General features: G+C 42.5%; 16 protein-coding genes. 8 read left to right on the top strand and 8 right to left on the bottom strand.

The annotated features are described in order from the left end of the window. Positions 1-292: 292 nt before the first annotated feature. The 5 genes from C0V77_RS19565 (at position 293) to C0V77_RS19545 (ending at position 5929) form a co-directional block, all read left to right on the top strand. Positions 293-1324 (top strand): rod shape-determining protein, encoded by a 1032-nt coding sequence (locus tag C0V77_RS19565; RefSeq protein ID WP_101728069.1) that lies wholly within the window; start codon positions 293-295, stop codon positions 1322-1324. A gap of 72 nt (positions 1325-1396) precedes the next feature. Next, entirely contained in the window at positions 1397-2260 is an 864-nt protein-coding gene (mreC, locus tag C0V77_RS19560; RefSeq protein WP_101728068.1) for a rod shape-determining protein MreC, read from the top strand. A 65-nt stretch (positions 2261-2325) separates the two neighbouring features. Then, a complete protein-coding gene (locus C0V77_RS19555) occupies positions 2326-2832 on the top strand; it encodes a hypothetical protein (RefSeq protein WP_101728067.1) in 507 nt (168 codons plus the stop codon). 70 nt (positions 2833-2902) lie between these two features. Next, positions 2903-4096: a serine hydrolase gene (locus tag C0V77_RS19550; protein ID WP_101728066.1), complete on the top strand. Its 1194-nt coding sequence runs from the start codon at positions 2903-2905 to the stop codon at positions 4094-4096. A 57-nt stretch (positions 4097-4153) separates the two neighbouring features. Next, positions 4154-5929: a MutS-related protein gene (locus tag C0V77_RS19545; RefSeq protein ID WP_101728065.1), complete on the top strand. Its 1776-nt coding sequence runs from the start codon at positions 4154-4156 to the stop codon at positions 5927-5929. 1 nt (position 5930) lies between these two features. On the opposite strand, the gene C0V77_RS19540 is transcribed toward C0V77_RS19545, so the two are convergent. Further along, positions 5931-6665: a polyprenol monophosphomannose synthase gene (locus C0V77_RS19540; protein ID WP_101728064.1), complete on the bottom strand. Its 735-nt coding sequence runs from the start codon at positions 6663-6665 to the stop codon at positions 5931-5933. A gap of 26 nt (positions 6666-6691) precedes the next feature. After that, positions 6692-7051, bottom strand: a complete 360-nt coding sequence (locus tag C0V77_RS19535; protein WP_101728063.1) for a DUF4296 domain-containing protein — start codon at positions 7049-7051, stop codon at positions 6692-6694. A gap of 117 nt (positions 7052-7168) precedes the next feature. Between C0V77_RS19535 and C0V77_RS19530 the strand changes: the two genes are divergently transcribed. From C0V77_RS19530 to C0V77_RS19520, 3 genes are read left to right on the top strand one after another with little or no spacing between them, the layout of a single operon-like run. Beyond that, on the top strand, positions 7169-8032 hold the full coding sequence (locus C0V77_RS19530) for a DUF58 domain-containing protein (protein WP_101728062.1): 864 nt from the start codon (positions 7169-7171) through the stop codon (positions 8030-8032). A gap of 4 nt (positions 8033-8036) precedes the next feature. Further along, positions 8037-8963 (top strand): hypothetical protein, encoded by a 927-nt coding sequence (locus C0V77_RS19525; RefSeq protein ID WP_143706137.1) that lies wholly within the window; start codon positions 8037-8039, stop codon positions 8961-8963. Positions 8964-9015: 52 nt separating this feature from the next. After that, on the top strand, positions 9016-9648 hold the full coding sequence (locus C0V77_RS19520; RefSeq protein ID WP_101728060.1) for an acetyltransferase: 633 nt from the start codon (positions 9016-9018) through the stop codon (positions 9646-9648). Here the strand turns inward: C0V77_RS19520 and C0V77_RS19515 are convergent. The 6 genes from C0V77_RS19515 to C0V77_RS19490 form a co-directional block, all read right to left on the bottom strand. Continuing rightward, positions 9645-10253: a DUF1684 domain-containing protein gene (locus C0V77_RS19515; protein ID WP_101728144.1), complete on the bottom strand. Its 609-nt coding sequence runs from the start codon at positions 10251-10253 to the stop codon at positions 9645-9647. The two genes, C0V77_RS19520 and C0V77_RS19515, sit on opposite strands and share 4 nt — an antisense overlap. Positions 10254-10266: 13 nt before the next feature. Further along, positions 10267-11496: an MFS transporter gene (locus tag C0V77_RS19510; RefSeq protein ID WP_101728059.1), complete on the bottom strand. Its 1230-nt coding sequence runs from the start codon at positions 11494-11496 to the stop codon at positions 10267-10269. A 54-nt stretch (positions 11497-11550) separates the two neighbouring features. Continuing rightward, positions 11551-12348 (bottom strand): SDR family NAD(P)-dependent oxidoreductase, encoded by a 798-nt coding sequence (locus C0V77_RS19505; RefSeq protein WP_158237977.1) that lies wholly within the window; start codon positions 12346-12348, stop codon positions 11551-11553. 139 nt (positions 12349-12487) lie between these two features. Beyond that, complete coding sequence (locus tag C0V77_RS19500; RefSeq protein WP_101728057.1) at positions 12488-13666, bottom strand: acetyl-CoA C-acyltransferase; 1179 nt, start codon at positions 13664-13666, stop codon at positions 12488-12490. A gap of 80 nt (positions 13667-13746) precedes the next feature. Next, positions 13747-16155, bottom strand: coding sequence for a 3-hydroxyacyl-CoA dehydrogenase/enoyl-CoA hydratase family protein (locus tag C0V77_RS19495; RefSeq protein WP_101728056.1), 2409 nt, complete (start codon positions 16153-16155; stop codon positions 13747-13749). A 186-nt stretch (positions 16156-16341) separates the two neighbouring features. Next, on the bottom strand, positions 16342-16830 hold the full coding sequence (locus C0V77_RS19490) for a DUF4442 domain-containing protein (RefSeq protein ID WP_101728055.1): 489 nt from the start codon (positions 16828-16830) through the stop codon (positions 16342-16344). Positions 16831-16858: the final 28 nt, after the last annotated feature.

The raw sequence follows: 16858 nt of genomic DNA, 5'->3' as shown, positions 1-16858 counted from the left end.
TTTACAGGTCGTTATTAGTTTGGTAAGTTTTAATACTGCATCGCTTGCAAAACATAAAAAAGGAGGTAAAAGCGCCTTAGAAACGATTAAACGGCGCCATGCCAACATACTACGAAAATTAAGGGCCTAAACTTAAGGAAAATAAAAAAACGGCGGGTTTCTATGCCCTGCAAAGTATTTATATTATTCGGCCAATTAAAAAGTAAAAAATTTATTTTTCACAGAAGTTTGCAAATAATAATTGTAAATTTGCGGGCAAATTTAAAAAACTTATTAACTCATAAAGCTCAATATGGCTGGATTGTTTAATTTTCTCACGAGTGACATCGCGATTGATCTGGGTACGGCAAATACCCTTATTATCTACAAAGACCAGATAGTTGTAGATGAACCCTCAATTATTGCTTTAGACAAGATTACCGGAAAAGTGTTGGCCATTGGTCATAAAGCAATGCAAATGCATGAAAAAACGAACGAAAATATAAAAACTATCCGTCCGTTAAAAGATGGTGTAATTGCTGACTTTACCGCCGCCGAATTGATGATTCGGGGAATGATAAAAATGATTGAAACCGGTCGTAACTGGTTTTTTTCGCCGTCGCACCGCATGGTGGTTTGTATTCCGTCAGGCATTACAGAGGTTGAAAAACGTGCGGTAAAAGATTCATGCGAGCACGCCGGAGCCAAAGAGGTTTACATGGTGCACGAACCCATTGCAGCAGCTATTGGTATTGGCATTGATATTGAACAACCCAATGGCTCAATGATTGCCGATATTGGTGGTGGTACTACCGAAATTGCAGTTATAGCGCTTTCGGGTATTGTGTGTGAGGCGTCTATCCGTATTGCAGGTGATTTATTTACGAGAGATATTGTTGATTACATGCGCCGCGAGCATAACCTGTTGATTGGTGAGCGTTCGGCAGAATTTATTAAGATTCAGGTAGGAGCTGCTTTGCCAGACCTGGATAATCCGCCGGCTGATATTGAAATCCGTGGCCGTGACCTGATGACGGGTATTCCGAAAGAAATTAAAGTAACTTACAGCGAGATTGCCTACGCCCTTGACAAATCAATTTCTAAAATTGAAGAGGCTATCATGCGTGCATTGGAGATGTCTCCGCCAGAGCTTTCTGCCGATATTTACGAAAACGGCATCTATCTTACCGGTGGTGGCGCCTTGTTGCATGGTTTAGACAAGCGTCTGGCTATAAAAACAAAATTACCTATCCATGTGGCTGACGACCCGCTTCGTGCTGTGGTGCGCGGTACCGGAGAAGTGTTGAAAAATATTGAAAAATACAGAGCCGTTATTGTTCAGTAGATTTAGTAATCTTCAAACTATAAGCTACGGGTTGAATTACTCGTAGCTTATAGTTTTAATTTATAAAGACTTATGTCGCAACTCTTCCGTCTGATATATCGGATACGAAATTTCCTGTTGTTTGTGATTTTAGAATTGCTGAGTTTCTGGCTGATAGTGAAAAACGATTATTACTGGGATGTCTCATTCTTTAATACCTCAAACTACTACGCTGCCAAAACCCTGGAGGTATCAAACTATGTGAAGAGTTATATGAACCTCGGTAATGTAAACGAGCAGCTGGTAACCGAAAATGCCGAGCTGAAGCGCGCCATGATTGCCATGCAGGAATTAAAAGGCCGCGAGGGAGACTATTACAAGGTTGATTCGGCCTATGCTACCCGGTTTGAATTTAAGGTTGCCAAGGTTGTTAATAATACGGTTAACTTGTCTAAGAACTATCTTACTATTAACAAGGGCAAGCTAGACGGCATTGAACCCGGTATGGGCGTTATTTGTCCGCAAGGTGTGGTTGGGCAGGTTATGCAATGTTCAGACCACTTCTCGCGTGTGTATTCCATTCTGCATTCAGAATTTAATGTTTCAAGCGAGGTAAGAAGCGAAGCCCTGCGCGCCAAAAACGAAAAAGCATTAGGTATTGCCAAATGGGAAGGGCTGGACCCACGGTCTATTGAGCTGACGACTATCGGGCGATTCAAGCCTATCAAGAAAGGTGACTCCGTGATGACATCTGAACAGAACGTGATTTTCCCTTCAGGAACCATGGTAGGTAGAATCAGCAAAATAGGCACCAAGCAGGATGAAGCATTTTTTGATATTGAGGTAGAGCTGGCAACTGATTTTCAGAACATATCGTACGTGTATGTAGTGAATAACAAGTTGAAAAAAGAGCAGGAAAAACTCGAAGAATCGACCAGACCCGAAGTTAAAAAATAATATTGCAGACCAGCCATACAGCGGGTACCCGTTGTGCATTGTATCAATTATACGCAAGACTTTAAATGAACTCCCAGACCGTCATAAAGTTAATAGTAACCTTTTTCATTTACCTCATCTTACAGATAGTGGTGCTCCGCAATTTTGTATTTTTTGATGTGGCCTTCTGTTTTGTATATGTTGCCTGTATACTATTGTTGCCTTATGAGATTCCGACCCTCTGGGTTATTCTGATAAGTTTTCTTACCGGTTTGCTGGTTGATATTTTCTATAATACAGCCGGGGTGCATGCAGCTGCAAGTGTGCTGGTAGGGTATAGCCGCGGCAATATTGTTAAGTTTTTGCTTCCAACCAAAGGCATTGATAACGAGATAGTTATCTCATTGAAAGACATGGGAGCAGAACGATTTGTGAGATATATTTTTATACTTACCCTTATACATCACACGGCTCTGTTTTTTATTGAAGCGGGCGGTTTTACGTTTTTTCTTATCACCATTCTCAAGGTAATCAGCAGTGTTGTGTTTACTTCATTTATGATTATTATTCTGCAGTACGTTAGAGGAAACTGACAGGCCATTAAAAACGATTTTTTGAATCGTATAAAAAGTAATTGTAAAACTTATTTATTGGGTTTTAAAAATGCGTTTTCAGCTATATATTCTTGCCATTCTATTTTCTGTTTTCAGTTTTTCTTGTCAACAAAAATCTACTGATGCTTCTTCGTCTGAACCATCTGTAGACAGCGCTACGATCCGAAAGAGAGAAGCACGTATCAGAAAAGACATCAAAGCCGATATAAAAGCCGGGCTGATTGAAGAAGTAATGAAAAAGAAACAGGCTCAGGGCTTTAACGGAACCGTGCTAGTTGCGCAGAAGGGCATTGTAGTGTACCAAAATGCTTATGGCTACGCCAATTTTAAAGACACCGTCCGAAATACCCTGCAATCTAAATTTCAGCTGGCCTCACTATCCAAAACATTTACCGCAGTAGCTGTAATGAAACTGAGCGAGCAAGGCAAACTTGGGCTTGACAACACAGTTAAAGACTATTACCCCGATTTCCCCTATGAGGGTGTAACCATCAGAAGTCTGCTATGCCACCGCTCAGGTTTACCTTATTATCAGTATACTTTTGATAAGGTTGTTAGAGGCGACAAAATTTACCCAACCAACCAGGAAATGATGAAGTGGTTTGCCACTACTAAACCTACCCCGGCAATTTTTAACCTGCCCGATCATTTCTTTAGTTACAACAATACCAATTTTGCCATTTTAGCGGCACTGGTAGAGAAAGTAACAGGTATGGGCTTTGACCAATACATGCGCCAGAATGTTTTTGTGCCGCTGGGCATGAAAGATTCTTTCATTGCTACCTCTAAAAATGACTCGCTCAATATCAACCGTACCTATGGGTACCAGTTCGGGCAAAGGTTACCAAAAGATTATTATGACGATATAACCGGCGACAAAGGCGTGTTTTCAACCGCCGGTGATTTGCTGAAATGGTATAATGCTTTAAGAGATAACAGGATTATATCAAAGGAATCGTTGAAAGAAATGATACTGCCAAGGAGTTTTGAGTATCCGGGTTTGCGCAATTACGGCTACGGATTCAGGCTATGGGTGAATGCCAAACAACAAACCGACTACGTGTACCACACCGGCTGGTGGAAAGGCTACAATACAATTATGTTTTTTGACTTGCGGGAGGATTTCGTAATTATACTGCTGAGCAATCGCTACAATCGTTCGGTGTACAATATAAAAGAGATTGTTGATATTATGAATGAAGGTAAGAAGTCAACAGTAGAAGAAAATATCCTGGATGAATAAGAACTTTTTTATTCAAAGGCAGGTATTATATACACCGGGTAAAACCTAAAAAACAAAATGAAGAGCTATCAGCCCATAGCAGACCACGCTACTGCGTTTATAAAAAAAAACAAATCAACTTCTTCTATCATTTCTTATCTACGGCTTTTTCTGGCCATTGCCGGGTTATACATTCTGTTTGTTATCATTAGAGACGGGTCTTCTGTTGCGCTTGTTACGGGTGCTGTTCTGGTGCTTGCCGGGTTTTTGTTTTTTGTGAACTATCACCAGAAAATTATTGAGCGTATAGAATTTCATGAGTCTATGCTCAAAGTCTGCGAAAAAGAAACAGCGGCTGTAAATGGTGTCTATGACCAGTTTGAAGATGGAAAGGAGTACCACGATAAGTCACATTTTTTTTCGTTCGACCTTGATATATTCGGCAGGCATTCGCTATTTCAGTTACTGAATCGAACCGTTACGCAGTCTGGCAGGGATACGCTGGCCCAACAGTTGAAATTCCCTTTTTTGCAAAGACAAGCCATTGAAGAAAGACAAACTGCCATTGCCGAACTAAGCAATAAAGCAGCTTGGAGGGTTGATTTTCTTGCAACCGGCAACCTGCTTGAAAAAGACGAAAAGAGATACCAGGAGCTGCTTAAATGGCTAAAAACAGAACCCGTTAATTTACTGGGCAGATACAGATTTGTACTTTGGCTGGTGCCGGCCATCAATGCCATTTTATTGGGCTTGTGGTTGTTTGATATAATTACGTTCAGGGTATGGCTGCTTACTTTGATAGCCCAATCAGTTTTTTCTTTTGTGAATCAGAAGAAACTGACCTCACTTTATTTGAATATCAGCAAGAATGCTTCCAATCTGCAGAAATACACAGAGATGTTCAGGTTGATTGAGAATGAGCCATTTTCTGCTACTTTATTGAGTAGCCAACAGGCAGAACTGTCAAAACCTGTGCAGACATCGGTTATTATTCAAAAACTGGCTACAGTATCGGCCTATTTTGCCATCCGTAACAGTGTATTTGCCCCTGTTTTGAATGCTTTGTTTCTGTGGGATTACCAATGTGCGCACCGTTTTGAAAGTTGGAAAGTTCAGTACAACGATTCAATACTGAATGCCTTTACCATACTGCATGAATGGGAAGCGCTGATAAGCATTGCCTGCTTCAACTTTGCCAACGATGGCTACACGGTGCCTCAGATTTCAGACGCCGTGATACTTGATGCCACACAGTTGGGGCATCCGCTGCTAAAAAAGGGCAAAAGCGTAAACAACGATTTCAGCATTAATCAAGAGGAGCAGATATTTATCGTTACCGGAGCCAATATGGCGGGTAAAAGTACTTTTTTACGTTCCATAGGTGCTAATATGATATTGGCTATGGCAGGCGCGAACGTCAGAGCCGAAAGGTTTGTGTTTAAGCCGATGCAGGTTTATACCTGTATGCGCATCTCTGATTCAATAGATGAAGGCGAGTCATATTTCCATGCCGAATTGCTCCGCTTGCAACAGGTTGTAAACCTGCTGGCCTCAGGGCAGGAGTTATTTGTGATTCTGGATGAGTTGCTAAAAGGCACAAATTCAAAAGACAAGTTGCGGGGTTCTGAATTGTTTCTTGAAAAGCTGGTGCAGTATAAAACTGTTTTTGGCATGCTAGCCACACATGACCTTGACCTGACGGCTATGGCTACGCAGTATCCTGAAAAAATAAAGAATATCTGTTTTGAAATAATTATAGAAAACGACAAAATGCGGTTTGATTACAAGTTGAGAGCAGGTGTAACACAAAACATGAATGCCTTGTTTCTGATGAAACAGATGGGCATTGTGTAGTTTATCTTTTGAAACTTTTAAACCAGCTCCATACTTTCATCATAATTACACCAAATACCGCTTCTCTGAAAATCTTGGTCGACATCTTCGAAACTCCTTTGGTGCGGTCGGTAAAAATAATAGGTACTTCAGTGATATTGAATTTATAAAGGAAGGCGTTAAATTTCATTTCAATCTGAAACGCATAACCAACAAATGTTATTTTGTGTAGCGGTATGGTTTGCAGCACTTCACGCCTGTAGCAGATAAACCCGGCGGTAGGGTCCATTATTTTCATACCCGTTACAAATCTTACATATACGCCTGCAAAATAAGACATAAGCACACGGCCGATAGGCCAGTTAACAACGTTTACACCCTTGATATACCTTGAACCCACAGCCACATCAAAACCATCTATTTTGCAGGCTTTATATAACCTTACCAGGTCTTCAGGATTGTGAGAAAAATCAGCATCCATTTCATAGATAAATGCATATTTTTTTTCGATAGCCCATTTAAAACCATGTATATAGGCAGTACCCAGGCCGAGTTTTCCGCTGCGTTCAACCAGATGCAGTTCGTTCGGAAACTCCTTCTGCAACTCTTTCACCTTAAGGCCTGTACCGTCAGGAGAACCATCATCAATTATCAGAATATCAAATGCTTCATCCAGATTGAAAACTTTTCTGATAATGGCTTCAATGTTCTCAATTTCGTTATAAGTGGGTATAATAACCAGGTTGTCTTTAAACATTTACTTTTATTTGTGTTGCGGTTGCTTCAATCTGTTTTTATTTGTTTTTTCTGCTTTCGTTCGTCCAGTATATTCAGGGTTTCGTCATACACTTTCACCATCAGTCCCGGATTCTTCACGTAGAATTTATAGCTGTTTTTATACTTTGCAGTATCTACTTTGTATTTGGCCATTATGCGGCGTTCCAGTTCAACATACGCCACCCGGGTTGAATCATAATCATTAAAAGTGAGCCTGTTTACCTTGGCTTCTGTCAGGTGTACATCTGCCAGAATCTTAGCCATGGTTTCCATGTCAATTACATCTGCCGGTATTTTAGGGTCTGGTATACATGAAGCGAGCGCTGAAATAAGAGCTAAATGTAAGATTATTTTTTTTGTCAGCATTTTCACTTTATCTTCGTTTTCAGATTAAACAACAAATTACGGAAAAAAATAAGAGATTGAGTACGTTAAAGTTTGTTAATCGATTAAAAAGAATGGTAAGTAAATTCTGAAAGACCGGTGGTTGAGGATATCATTTCGAAATTGAATAAGTACGAAATTAAGATACGCAAGGCAGTAGACTCACAAATGCACGGAAACTTCCGGTCGGTATTTAAGGGTTCAGGCCTTGAGTTCAGCGACCTGCGTACCTATCAGTATGGAGATGATGTAAGAGCCATAGACTGGATTACCACCGCCAAAGGCCATGGCGCCTATGTGAAGATTTTTAAGGAAGAAAAAGAGCAGACGGTCTTTTTTATGCTCGATGTGAGCGCGTCGCAGGAGGTAGGAAATAACGGACAGCTGAAGCTGGATACCGCCAAAGAAATATGCGGGGTGTTATCGCTTTCGGCTATTAAAGAGGCAGGGCATGTAGGGCTATATTGTTTTTCTGACCAGAAAGAGCTGTATTTTAAACCATCAAACGGTATGAAACACGGCTACGAAATTATTCTGAGTCTGTTTAAAATGAAGCCGCTTTCGCAGCAGACCGACATAACGTCGGCCATCGGATTCGCACTCAACATTTTAAAGCGCCGGAGCGTTGTTTTTCTGATATCTGATTTTCTGGACAACAATTATGAGCATAACCTGAAAGCCCTTGCCCGTAAACATGACCTGGTGGTGATACACATTTATGACCAGCGGGAAATAAAGCTGCCAAGCCTTGGGATTATCCCGGTTTTAGATAAAGAAAGCAAAAAAACGGTGTGGCTTAATACTTCGTCTCCCAGATTCAAACGGGAAATGAAAGAGATGTTTGAAAATAATCAGGAACGGCTGGAAAAACTCTGCAAACAACATAATGCCAATTATCTGGCCATTGACTCACGCGAAGATTATGTTTCAAAGCTTATACAATTGTTCAGAGTCAGAAAATAACATCATGCGGGGTAATTGTCTGTTTCATGCAAAAGAAATTCGATGGGCTATGCGCATGGTGCTAAGCACACTTTTTTATTTTGTTATGTGTGCAGGAGCAGACCTGTTTGCGCAGAAACCCAAAGGCCGTTTTTTGACGGATAGTGTAGAACTGGGCCGCCCTTTTGACTACGCCCTGAGTTATAAACATGCTCCTGCAGAGGAGGTGTTCTTCCCCGATACCACCTATAATTTCTACCCGTTTGAAATGGTACGGCGCAATTATTTTACAACCAGTACCAATAACAATAAGAGCCTCGATAGCGTAGTGTATACACTGGTTACCTTTGATATCAGCAAAACGCAGAAATTCAGCCTGCCTGTTTATTTATTGGGTAAAAAAGACTGTACGGCTGTTTTTGCGAGCCTTGATTCGGTTTTTCTAAAGGAGATGATCAAATCAGACACCCACGCCCTCTCTCTAAAAACCGACACAACGCTGATGCCCTTGCAGCAGCAGGTTAACTATCCGAAAATTCTGGGATACATCTTGGGTTTGTTGTGCTTTCTGGGTATTATTTATGCCCTTTTTGGTAAGTGGATTGAGAAACAATACAGACTTTTTCTTTTTGGCCGGCGTCATAAAGATTTTGTGAACAGCTACCGGAAAATTGCGCGCGGCACATTAGACAGCGCCAATATTGCCCGTGCATTGGTTATGTGGAAAGAACACCTGGAATGGCTGGAAGACCGGCCTTATACGTCATACACCAGTAAAGAAATTATCAACCGGCTGCCAAGTGAATCGTTAGAGGAGTCGCTGCGGGATGTTGACACAGCAATTTATGGTGGCATACTTTCTACCTATATGCCCTTAGCAATGAACGTTTTGTTAAACACGGCTGTTGAATTATACCGGAAACGCAGAGAAGAACTAATTTTGAAATCATAAATAAGGGTATCTCCGGTTAGGTACTCGCTTATAAAGCACAGCATTTTTAATTATGCAAAATCCTATTTTAATTTTTGGAGCAGGTTCGCTCGGCAAGATTACCCTCGATATTTTCAACCGAAACAATGTATTGGTATATGGTTTTTTAGATGATGACAAAAAGCTTCATAATACCGAAATAGGTGAAATTGTAGTTTTGGGAGATACAGACGATGACGGTTTCCTGAAAATTATTGGCCAGAAAACCGAAGCTTTTGTGGCCATTGGCAACACAAAAGTTAAGAAGAAACTGGTAGAGATACTGAACGAACGCCGCAAAGTAATGCCCGTAAACGCCATTCATGACCGGGCGGTGGTATCAGAAGAAGCCATTATCGGGCATGGTAATCTGGTTATGGCCAATGCAGTTATTAACCCGTTTGCCAAGGTTGGCAACCATTGTATCATTCAATCGGGTGCGGTAATTGATGCTGAAGCTAAAGTAGCCGATTTTGCAAACATTGGCGCAGGCGCTATTATAAACACAAATGTAGATATAGCAGAGGGCGCGTTTATAGGTTCGGGTGCCGTAATTGTTACCGGCATCAGAATAGGCAAAAATGCCCGGGTGGGTGCAGGCTCGGTGGTGGTAGAAAACGTGGCCGACAATGCCACTGTTTTTGGCAACCCTGCACAGAAAATCTAGTTTATCTTAGCATAATTTTTTTCACCGGCTTCTATCGGCACCTTCAGGTGATTTTCACGAGGAGGTATCGGGCAGCTGAAGCCATCACCAAAAGCGCAGTACGGATTATAGGCTTTGTTGAAATCAAGAATGATAACGTCTTTTTCAAGCTGATTCATACGTAAATCTATATATCTGCCGCCGCCGTAAGTATCCTTGCCGTTGGTCTGGTCTTTGAATGGTATAAACAGGTAGTCACGATACTGTTGTATACGTTGTAAATCAGGAGAGCGATAAACGGCAAGGGTATAATTCTTACCATCCAGCCTGAAGGTCAGCTCTCCGAATTTTGTGTACGTTCTGGTTTCGCCCGTAGTAGTCGGTATCTTGAATGGCTTGCCGGCAGCAGTGGCTGTAAACTGGCATTCTACCCTGTATTTCTCGTCAGGTTCGTAAAAGCGCAGATATTGAAAGTCTTCTTTTTTTACCGGCGAAAACTTCGACTTCAGAAATTCTTCCTTGTAATTTTCTCTGAACTCTTCAATTTCCGTTTTAAAATCCTGAGCAAATGTATTCAGCGCAAAAAACATGAATACATAGGCCAATGTGGTAGTTATCCGTATCATAGTTTTACAGTTTTTATGAAACATCTACGGTGTTTTTATTAGTAACAATTGGCCGGGCTGTTGGATTCACCAAACGGGCAATAAAAATACTGATAAATATCATACTTATGGCAAAGTACCCTACATAGGCATAGTTTTCAATATAGCCAGAGACGGTTTTATGAATTATAAAACCGCCTATATTGGCTGCCAGCGCCTGTGCAAGTAACTGCAACGAAGAGTTGATAGCCATAAAGCTACCCCTTTGCTGCGGATTAACCACGTTTGAAATAATAGCCTGTGTAGGAATCAGCCTGCCGTTTGAGAAAACAAAGAAAATACCAGCTACTAATAAAACTGCCCACACCGCGCCTGAAAACATATTGGTGATTAGGTAAATAGGAATCATAGACAGCAACGCAAAAACTACAAATACAGGGTACTTGCCTCTTTTGTCGGCCAGTTTGCCTACCATGGGTGCTGTAAAAATGGTCAGCAGTCCACCAACCAGATAGATAAGAAAGATATTCTGCTGGCTAAAACCTACATTTGCCACCAGCGTAGGAGAAATGTAAGGAATAATACTGAAATGCCCCAGCATGATGGTAGTTGAGAGCCAGAGGGCTTTCATCTGGTTAGGATTATTCCATATATTGGTTATGACGTTCAGCGGATTAGGCCTGGTTTCTCTGCTCCTCAGATGTTTGTCAAGATTGGGTACGAAACGGATAATGAGAAAAATAACCAAAATACCCAGAAACCCCACCACCAGAAATGGTGTGTGCCAGCCAAATTTAGCGGCCAGAAACAAACCTGAGGGTATGCCTACCACAGAGGCAACAGAAAAAGCAGTGGTAATATAACCTACGGCAGTAGCGCGGCGTTCGTAATCAAAGGTATCAGCTACGATAGACATCACCTGGGCGCCGATAAGACCGCCGAAAGTACCAGCAATGATGCGCGCCATAATAAGAAACTGGTGTGTTGGGGCAAAGGCACAGGCAAATGTACCTGCCACAAAGCCGATATAGGCAAAGAGTACTACTTTTTTGCGGTCATAATTATCTACAAAAAAGGCAGCCAGAAAACCCGAAATACCCGCACTGAGCCCATAAGCTGAAACAATGAAACCAAAATGACGGGGAGAAATATTAAAAATCTGCATTAATTGTGGGCCGAGTGGCATCATAATCATGAAGTCCACAATGTGTGTGAAATTAATGCAGGCCAGTATAAAAAGTAGTAGTTTTTCTTTTGAACTCATTTTGAAACATATTCAGGGTCTATTTGTCAACGCAAACAGGCCCTGGCTGGTTCCTTATTTGTTGCTGTTAGCCAATTGGCTATCCATACTGTTTACTGGTATTTTACCTTGCACGCTCCAGGCTCCGTCTACAAAGAACAACTGCCCGGATACAAAGCTTGAATCGTCAGAGGCCAGAAAAACCGCAGGGCCTACCATTTCTTCCGGCTCACCGGTTCTGCCCAAAGGTACCACGCCACCCCAGTTGGTACGGTAGTTGGGGTCTTCTCTCAGGTTTCTATCAACATTAATTGGCCCGGGGCCAAAGGTATTTACTCTGATATTGTATGGTGCCAGTTCTACTGCCATTTGTTCTGCCATGGCATGTATACCACCCTTGCTGGTTGAATAAGTAATGAGGTTTTTAACACTTAACGCCGCACAGATACTTGAAATGTTAATAATACTGCCGCCACCGTTGGCGCGCATAATTTTGGCTGCCTCTATTGAGCAGAACAACGTACCTTTCAGGTTTACGCCCATTACGGTATCAAACACGGTTTCGTCTGTTTCAAAGAAATCACTCCAGCCGGTTATGCCAGCATTGTTTACCAGTACATCCAGCTTGCCGAATTTTTGGGTAATCAGCCCAAACATTTCTCTGATTTCAACCACCTTTGAAATATCCGCATAAATTACTTCAGAACGCCTGCCCATAGCCCGTATTTGGGCAGACACTTCTTCGGCATAAGTGGCGCCTGCTACTTCGTTTATAATTACGTCGGCTCCTTCCCGGGCAAAGCCCAGGGCTATGGCTTCTCCAATACCTCGTCCGGCTCCTGTTATAAGGGTAATTTTATTTTTTAATCGCATGGTTGAATAGAATATGGAAAACCAAATGTAATAAATTTTATAGAGGATGGAGAGGGGAGACCCTTTAAAATTGAAGTGCCTTTTAAAACAAAGAGGCCACCTGAAAAGGCAGCCTCTGAGTAGATAAAAACCAAAGACCTTAGTTAAGAAACTCATAAATACCTGCCACGCCTTGTCCACCGCCTACGCAGGCACTTACCATACCATATTTTTTGTTCTGACGGCGCAGCTCGTTGATAATCTGTACCGATAAGCGGCCACCGGTTGAACCCAGTGCATGGCCTAAAGCAATTGCACCGCCGTTCGGGTTAATTATGTTCAAATCTAAGTCAAGTTCTTTAATAACTGCTAAGGATTGAGCAGCGAAGGCCTCGTTCAGCTCAATGATATCAATATCATTTTGAGTTAAGCCTGCCTGTTTTAAAGCCAACGGGATAGCAGCCACAGGGCCTATACCCATTATGCGTGGCTCAACCCCTGCCGAAGCATAGGCCATCATACGTGCTATGGGTTTAAGCCCTAAGTCGTTTACCATCTTCTCCGACATTACCACAACAAAGGCAGCTCCGTCAGACGTTTGAGAAGAGTTACCTGCTGTAACGCTGCCACCCATGGTAAACACAGGCTTAAGTTTAGCCAGGGCCTCAAGGCTGGTGTCAGCCCGGGGGCCTTCGTCTTTATTTACAACATATTCTTTTGTTTTTTTCTTACCGGCCGTTTCGTCAAAAAACGTTTCTTTAACGGTTATTGGTACTATTTCTTCATCAAACTTGCCTGCTGCCTGTGCGGCCAGTGCCTTTTGATGCGAATAGTAAGAGAAACGATCCTGCTCATCGCGTGAAATATTAAATTGTTGCGCCACCTGTTCGGCCGTTAAGCCCATACCAATGTAGTAGTCGGGGTGCATGGTGGCCAGGTTATAGTTCAATGCGGTTTTCCAGCCCATGGTTGGTACCAGCGACATTGACTCTGTACCACCGGCAACAATACAATCGGCCAGGCCAGCATGTATTTTGGCAGCAGCAATGGCAATGGTTTCAATACCAGAGCCGCAGTAACGGTTTACAGTAACCCCTGGTACACTTTTGCCTAATGCCAATAAAGATATGTAACGTGCCATTTGCATTCCCTGTTCGGCTTCCGGTACGGCGTTACCTACAATAACGTCGTCTACCTGTGCCGGGTCAAGGTTAGGTATGCTGGCCATCAGGTGTTTAATTACCTCAGCGGCCAGGTCGTCAGGGCGTGTAAAACGAAATACACCTTTGGGTGCTTTGCCGACAGCACTACGGTAGCCGGCCACTATATATGCATTCATGTTTTGTTCGTTTTATAAAGCTTTCTGCAAGGATAAAAGCTCCTTGCTAAAAAGGAATTAGTTCAATGAAACTTTAGTGATTAATTTCTTGGTGGTTTACCGCCACTCAGTAGCCCCTGCATACGCTCGAGGGTTTTCTTTTCGCCGGTTAGCGATAAGAACGCCTCTCTCTCCAAATCAAGCAGGTATTGCTCAGATACTTTCTGAGGGTAACTTAAATCACCACCACAAATAACATAAGCCAGTTTTTCTGCAATTTTTGCATCATGGCGAGAGATGTACTTGCCCATCAGCATGCCTTGTATGCCAGCTTTAAAAAGCGCCAGCCCGGTTTTACCCTGTACTTTAATATCGGTGCGCATTTTTGGCTGGGTATATCCGCCTTCGGCCAGTTTAATGGCTTCGTATTTTGCTTCGGCAATCAGGCGGCTGCGGTTCAGCACTATCCGGTCTTTACCGGCTTTCAGGTAGTTCATATCAAATGCTTCCTGAGCCGAGGTTGAAACCTTAGCCTGCGCAATATTCATAAATACGCTCTGCAATATGTTTAGTTCGATATCACCTGCCTGATACATGTCAGAGCAGCGAACGGCCATTTCTTTGGTACCTCCACCGGCTGGTATCAGCCCTACGCCCAGTTCAACCAGCCCCATGTAGGTTTCGGCATGCGCTATTACGCGGTCGGCATGCAGGTTTAGCTCGCAGCCACCACCCAGAGCAAGGCTGTGTGCAGCCGTAACTACAGGTATAGAAGAATAGCGGGCGCGCATCATGGTTTGCTGAAACTGCGCTATCATCAGATTGATTTCGTCATACTCCTGTTCAACTGCAAACATAAACAGCATGGCCAGATTGGCACCTGCCGAAAACGCCTCGTTAGAGTCATTGCCAATTACCAGCCCTCTGAAATCTTTCTCTGCAACGGCATAGGCTTTGTTGAGTCCCTCTACCACTTCCGGGCCAAAGGTGTTCATTTTTGAATGGAATTCTATACCTGCAATACCATCACCCAAATCAAACAGGGTTGAGCCGGCGTTTTTCCAGACAACGTTGCTTTGGCGAAGGTTATCAAGAATGATGAACGATTCTGTTCCTGGAATGGTCTTGTAGGTCTTACTTGGTATATCATAATACTTACGCTGGCCGTCTTCTATTTTATAGAAACTTTCAAATCCTTCTTCCAGCATTTCATAAACCCAGGTGGCCGGTTTCATGTTTACTGTTTCCATGATTTTCAGCATGTTGCGTACACCTATGGCATCCCAGGTTTCAAACAGACCTATCTCCCAGCCGAATCCGGCACAGATGGCCTCATCAATGCGGTAAAGTTCATCTGAAATCTCGGGGATACGACGGGTTGCATAGCGGAAGAAATCAGCAAATGTTTTTCTGTAAAATTCTCCGGCGTTGTCTTTACCATTCAGTAAAACCGAAAAACGTTTTTTCAGGTTACTGATACTTTTGGTGCTTTCAAGCGTGGCAAATTTTACTTTCTCAGATGGTTTATATTCAAAGGTTTTCAGGTCTAGTGCCAGAATAACCGTTTTGCCGTTTTCATCTTTTGTTTTTTTATAAAAGCCTTGTCCGGTTTTGTCGCCCAGCCATTTGTTTTTCTGCAACTTGGCCATAACTGTCGGAAGCTGGAATGCATCCTTTGATTCATCTACACGCAGCACTTTCGACAGGTTATTACAAACGTTGACGGTGGTATCAAGCCCGACAATATCAGACAGACGAAACGTGCCTGATTTCGGCCTGCCAACAACCGGGCCAGTCAGTTTATCTACTTCTTCAACGGTCAGACCCATGTCTTCTGCGGCTCTGATGGTTTGCACCATGGCATAAATACCCAGACGATTGGCGATAAATGCCGGTGTATCTTTGCAAAGTACAGTGGTTTTACCCAGAAAGAGGTCGCCGTATTTCATCAAAAAGTTGACTACCTCAGGGTCGGTATCTCCGGTTGGGATAATTTCCAGTAAACGCAGATAGCGCGGAGGGTTGAAGAAGTGCGTACCACAGAAGTGCTTACGGAAGTCTTCTGAGCGCCCTTTGGCCATTAGCTGAATAGGTATGCCCGAAGTATTGGATGTAACAAGTGTACCGGGTTTACGGAACTCATCCACTTTTTCGTAAATCGCTTTTTTAATATCCAGCCTTTCTACAACAACTTCAATAACCCAATCGTAATCGGCAATTCTGGGCATATCATCATCAAAATTACCCAACGAAACCAACGACAACGATTTCTGGCTGTAAATGGGCGAAGGGCTTGCCTTTACCGCAGCCTGAAACAGGTCTGTTACAATACGGTTACGAATACCCGGCTGGCTGGTAAAAATTTCACCATCCTTTTCGGCATCAGCCGCTTCTTTCGGTACCATGTCTAGCAATAGTACTTCCACACCGATATTAGCGAAATGCAGGGCTATTCGGCTTCCCATAATACCTGCACCTAAAACAGCTACTTTTTTTATACTACGATTCATTTTTGATTGAATATTATTTCTTAATCTTAAATGGTTTCTTAACTCCGTTATAATTGATAAAACTCAGTTTTCTGCCTGAAACCGAATGTTGTCTGTTTTAACTCCTGCCTAAACGTAATCAAATAAGCAAAAAAATCTCACTATCAGCAACATTCACCGCTTAAATTATACCACTAATCGACGGATTCAGGTTTTCGGAATCCAGGCCCATATCATTTCAGCTACAGCCACTTCTTCTTCCGTTTCGTCAGTAATTTTTACTGCCACATTCACATCTCCTTTTGCGGTTTCACGAATCTGGCTTATTTGCTGAGCAGTAAGGGTGGCTACTGCTTTTTGTTGGCCCAGGCTTCTTTTAATATACTTTACAGACATGCTTTTCATCAGGGGTATGCTGGTATCAGGTATATTCATACCTACAACCATGCCCGTGGCGGTTTCTGCCAGAAGTGCACTGGCTGCTGCGTGTATCTGTCTGATATGATTCTGAACCCTGGGTTTATTTGGAAGTGTAATTACGACCTCGCGGCAACTCATTTTATTGAAATGTATGCCGGCAGTACCTACAAATTTGACGAGCCGGCCGATGGAATAATCTCGTACCTTACCTTGCAGAAAAACGGGCAGTTTCTGAATCTTTGCAAGGTTTCGGTTAAGAAAATTGTTAAATTCCATCAATTTTGAGCAAAAGATTTATTGATAT

It is taken from the genome of Emticicia sp. TH156, from assembly GCF_002855535.1.
Taxonomy (GTDB): Bacteria; Bacteroidota; Bacteroidia; order Cytophagales; family Spirosomataceae; genus Emticicia; species Emticicia fluvialis.
The sequence above is the reverse complement of the archived record's forward strand: the minus strand, read 5'-3'. Positions and strand labels throughout refer to the sequence as shown.

Bases quoted from the DNA above. Each gene is read 5' to 3' on its own strand.
- C0V77_RS19565 (WP_101728069.1), top strand. From the start codon at position 293: ATGGCTGGATTGTTTAATTTTCTCACGAGTGACATCGCGATTGATCTG.
- mreC (WP_101728068.1), top strand. From the start codon at position 1,397: ATGTCGCAACTCTTCCGTCTGATATATCGGATACGAAATTTCCTGTTG.
- C0V77_RS19555 (WP_101728067.1), top strand. From the start codon at position 2,326: ATGAACTCCCAGACCGTCATAAAGTTAATAGTAACCTTTTTCATTTAC.
- C0V77_RS19550 (WP_101728066.1), top strand. From the start codon at position 2,903: ATGCGTTTTCAGCTATATATTCTTGCCATTCTATTTTCTGTTTTCAGT.
- C0V77_RS19545 (WP_101728065.1), top strand. From the start codon at position 4,154: ATGAAGAGCTATCAGCCCATAGCAGACCACGCTACTGCGTTTATAAAA.
- C0V77_RS19540 (WP_101728064.1), bottom strand. From the start codon at position 6,665: ATGTTTAAAGACAACCTGGTTATTATACCCACTTATAACGAAATTGAG.
- C0V77_RS19535 (WP_101728063.1), bottom strand. From the start codon at position 7,051: ATGCTGACAAAAAAAATAATCTTACATTTAGCTCTTATTTCAGCGCTC.
- C0V77_RS19525 (WP_143706137.1), top strand. From the start codon at position 8,037: ATGCGGGGTAATTGTCTGTTTCATGCAAAAGAAATTCGATGGGCTATG.
- C0V77_RS19520 (WP_101728060.1), top strand. From the start codon at position 9,016: ATGCAAAATCCTATTTTAATTTTTGGAGCAGGTTCGCTCGGCAAGATT.
- C0V77_RS19515 (WP_101728144.1), bottom strand. From the start codon at position 10,253: ATGATACGGATAACTACCACATTGGCCTATGTATTCATGTTTTTTGCG.
- C0V77_RS19510 (WP_101728059.1), bottom strand. From the start codon at position 11,496: ATGAGTTCAAAAGAAAAACTACTACTTTTTATACTGGCCTGCATTAAT.
- C0V77_RS19505 (WP_158237977.1), bottom strand. From the start codon at position 12,348: ATGCGATTAAAAAATAAAATTACCCTTATAACAGGAGCCGGACGAGGT.
- C0V77_RS19500 (WP_101728057.1), bottom strand. From the start codon at position 13,666: ATGAATGCATATATAGTGGCCGGCTACCGTAGTGCTGTCGGCAAAGCA.
- C0V77_RS19495 (WP_101728056.1), bottom strand. From the start codon at position 16,155: ATGAATCGTAGTATAAAAAAAGTAGCTGTTTTAGGTGCAGGTATTATG.
- C0V77_RS19490 (WP_101728055.1), bottom strand. From the start codon at position 16,830: ATGGAATTTAACAATTTTCTTAACCGAAACCTTGCAAAGATTCAGAAA.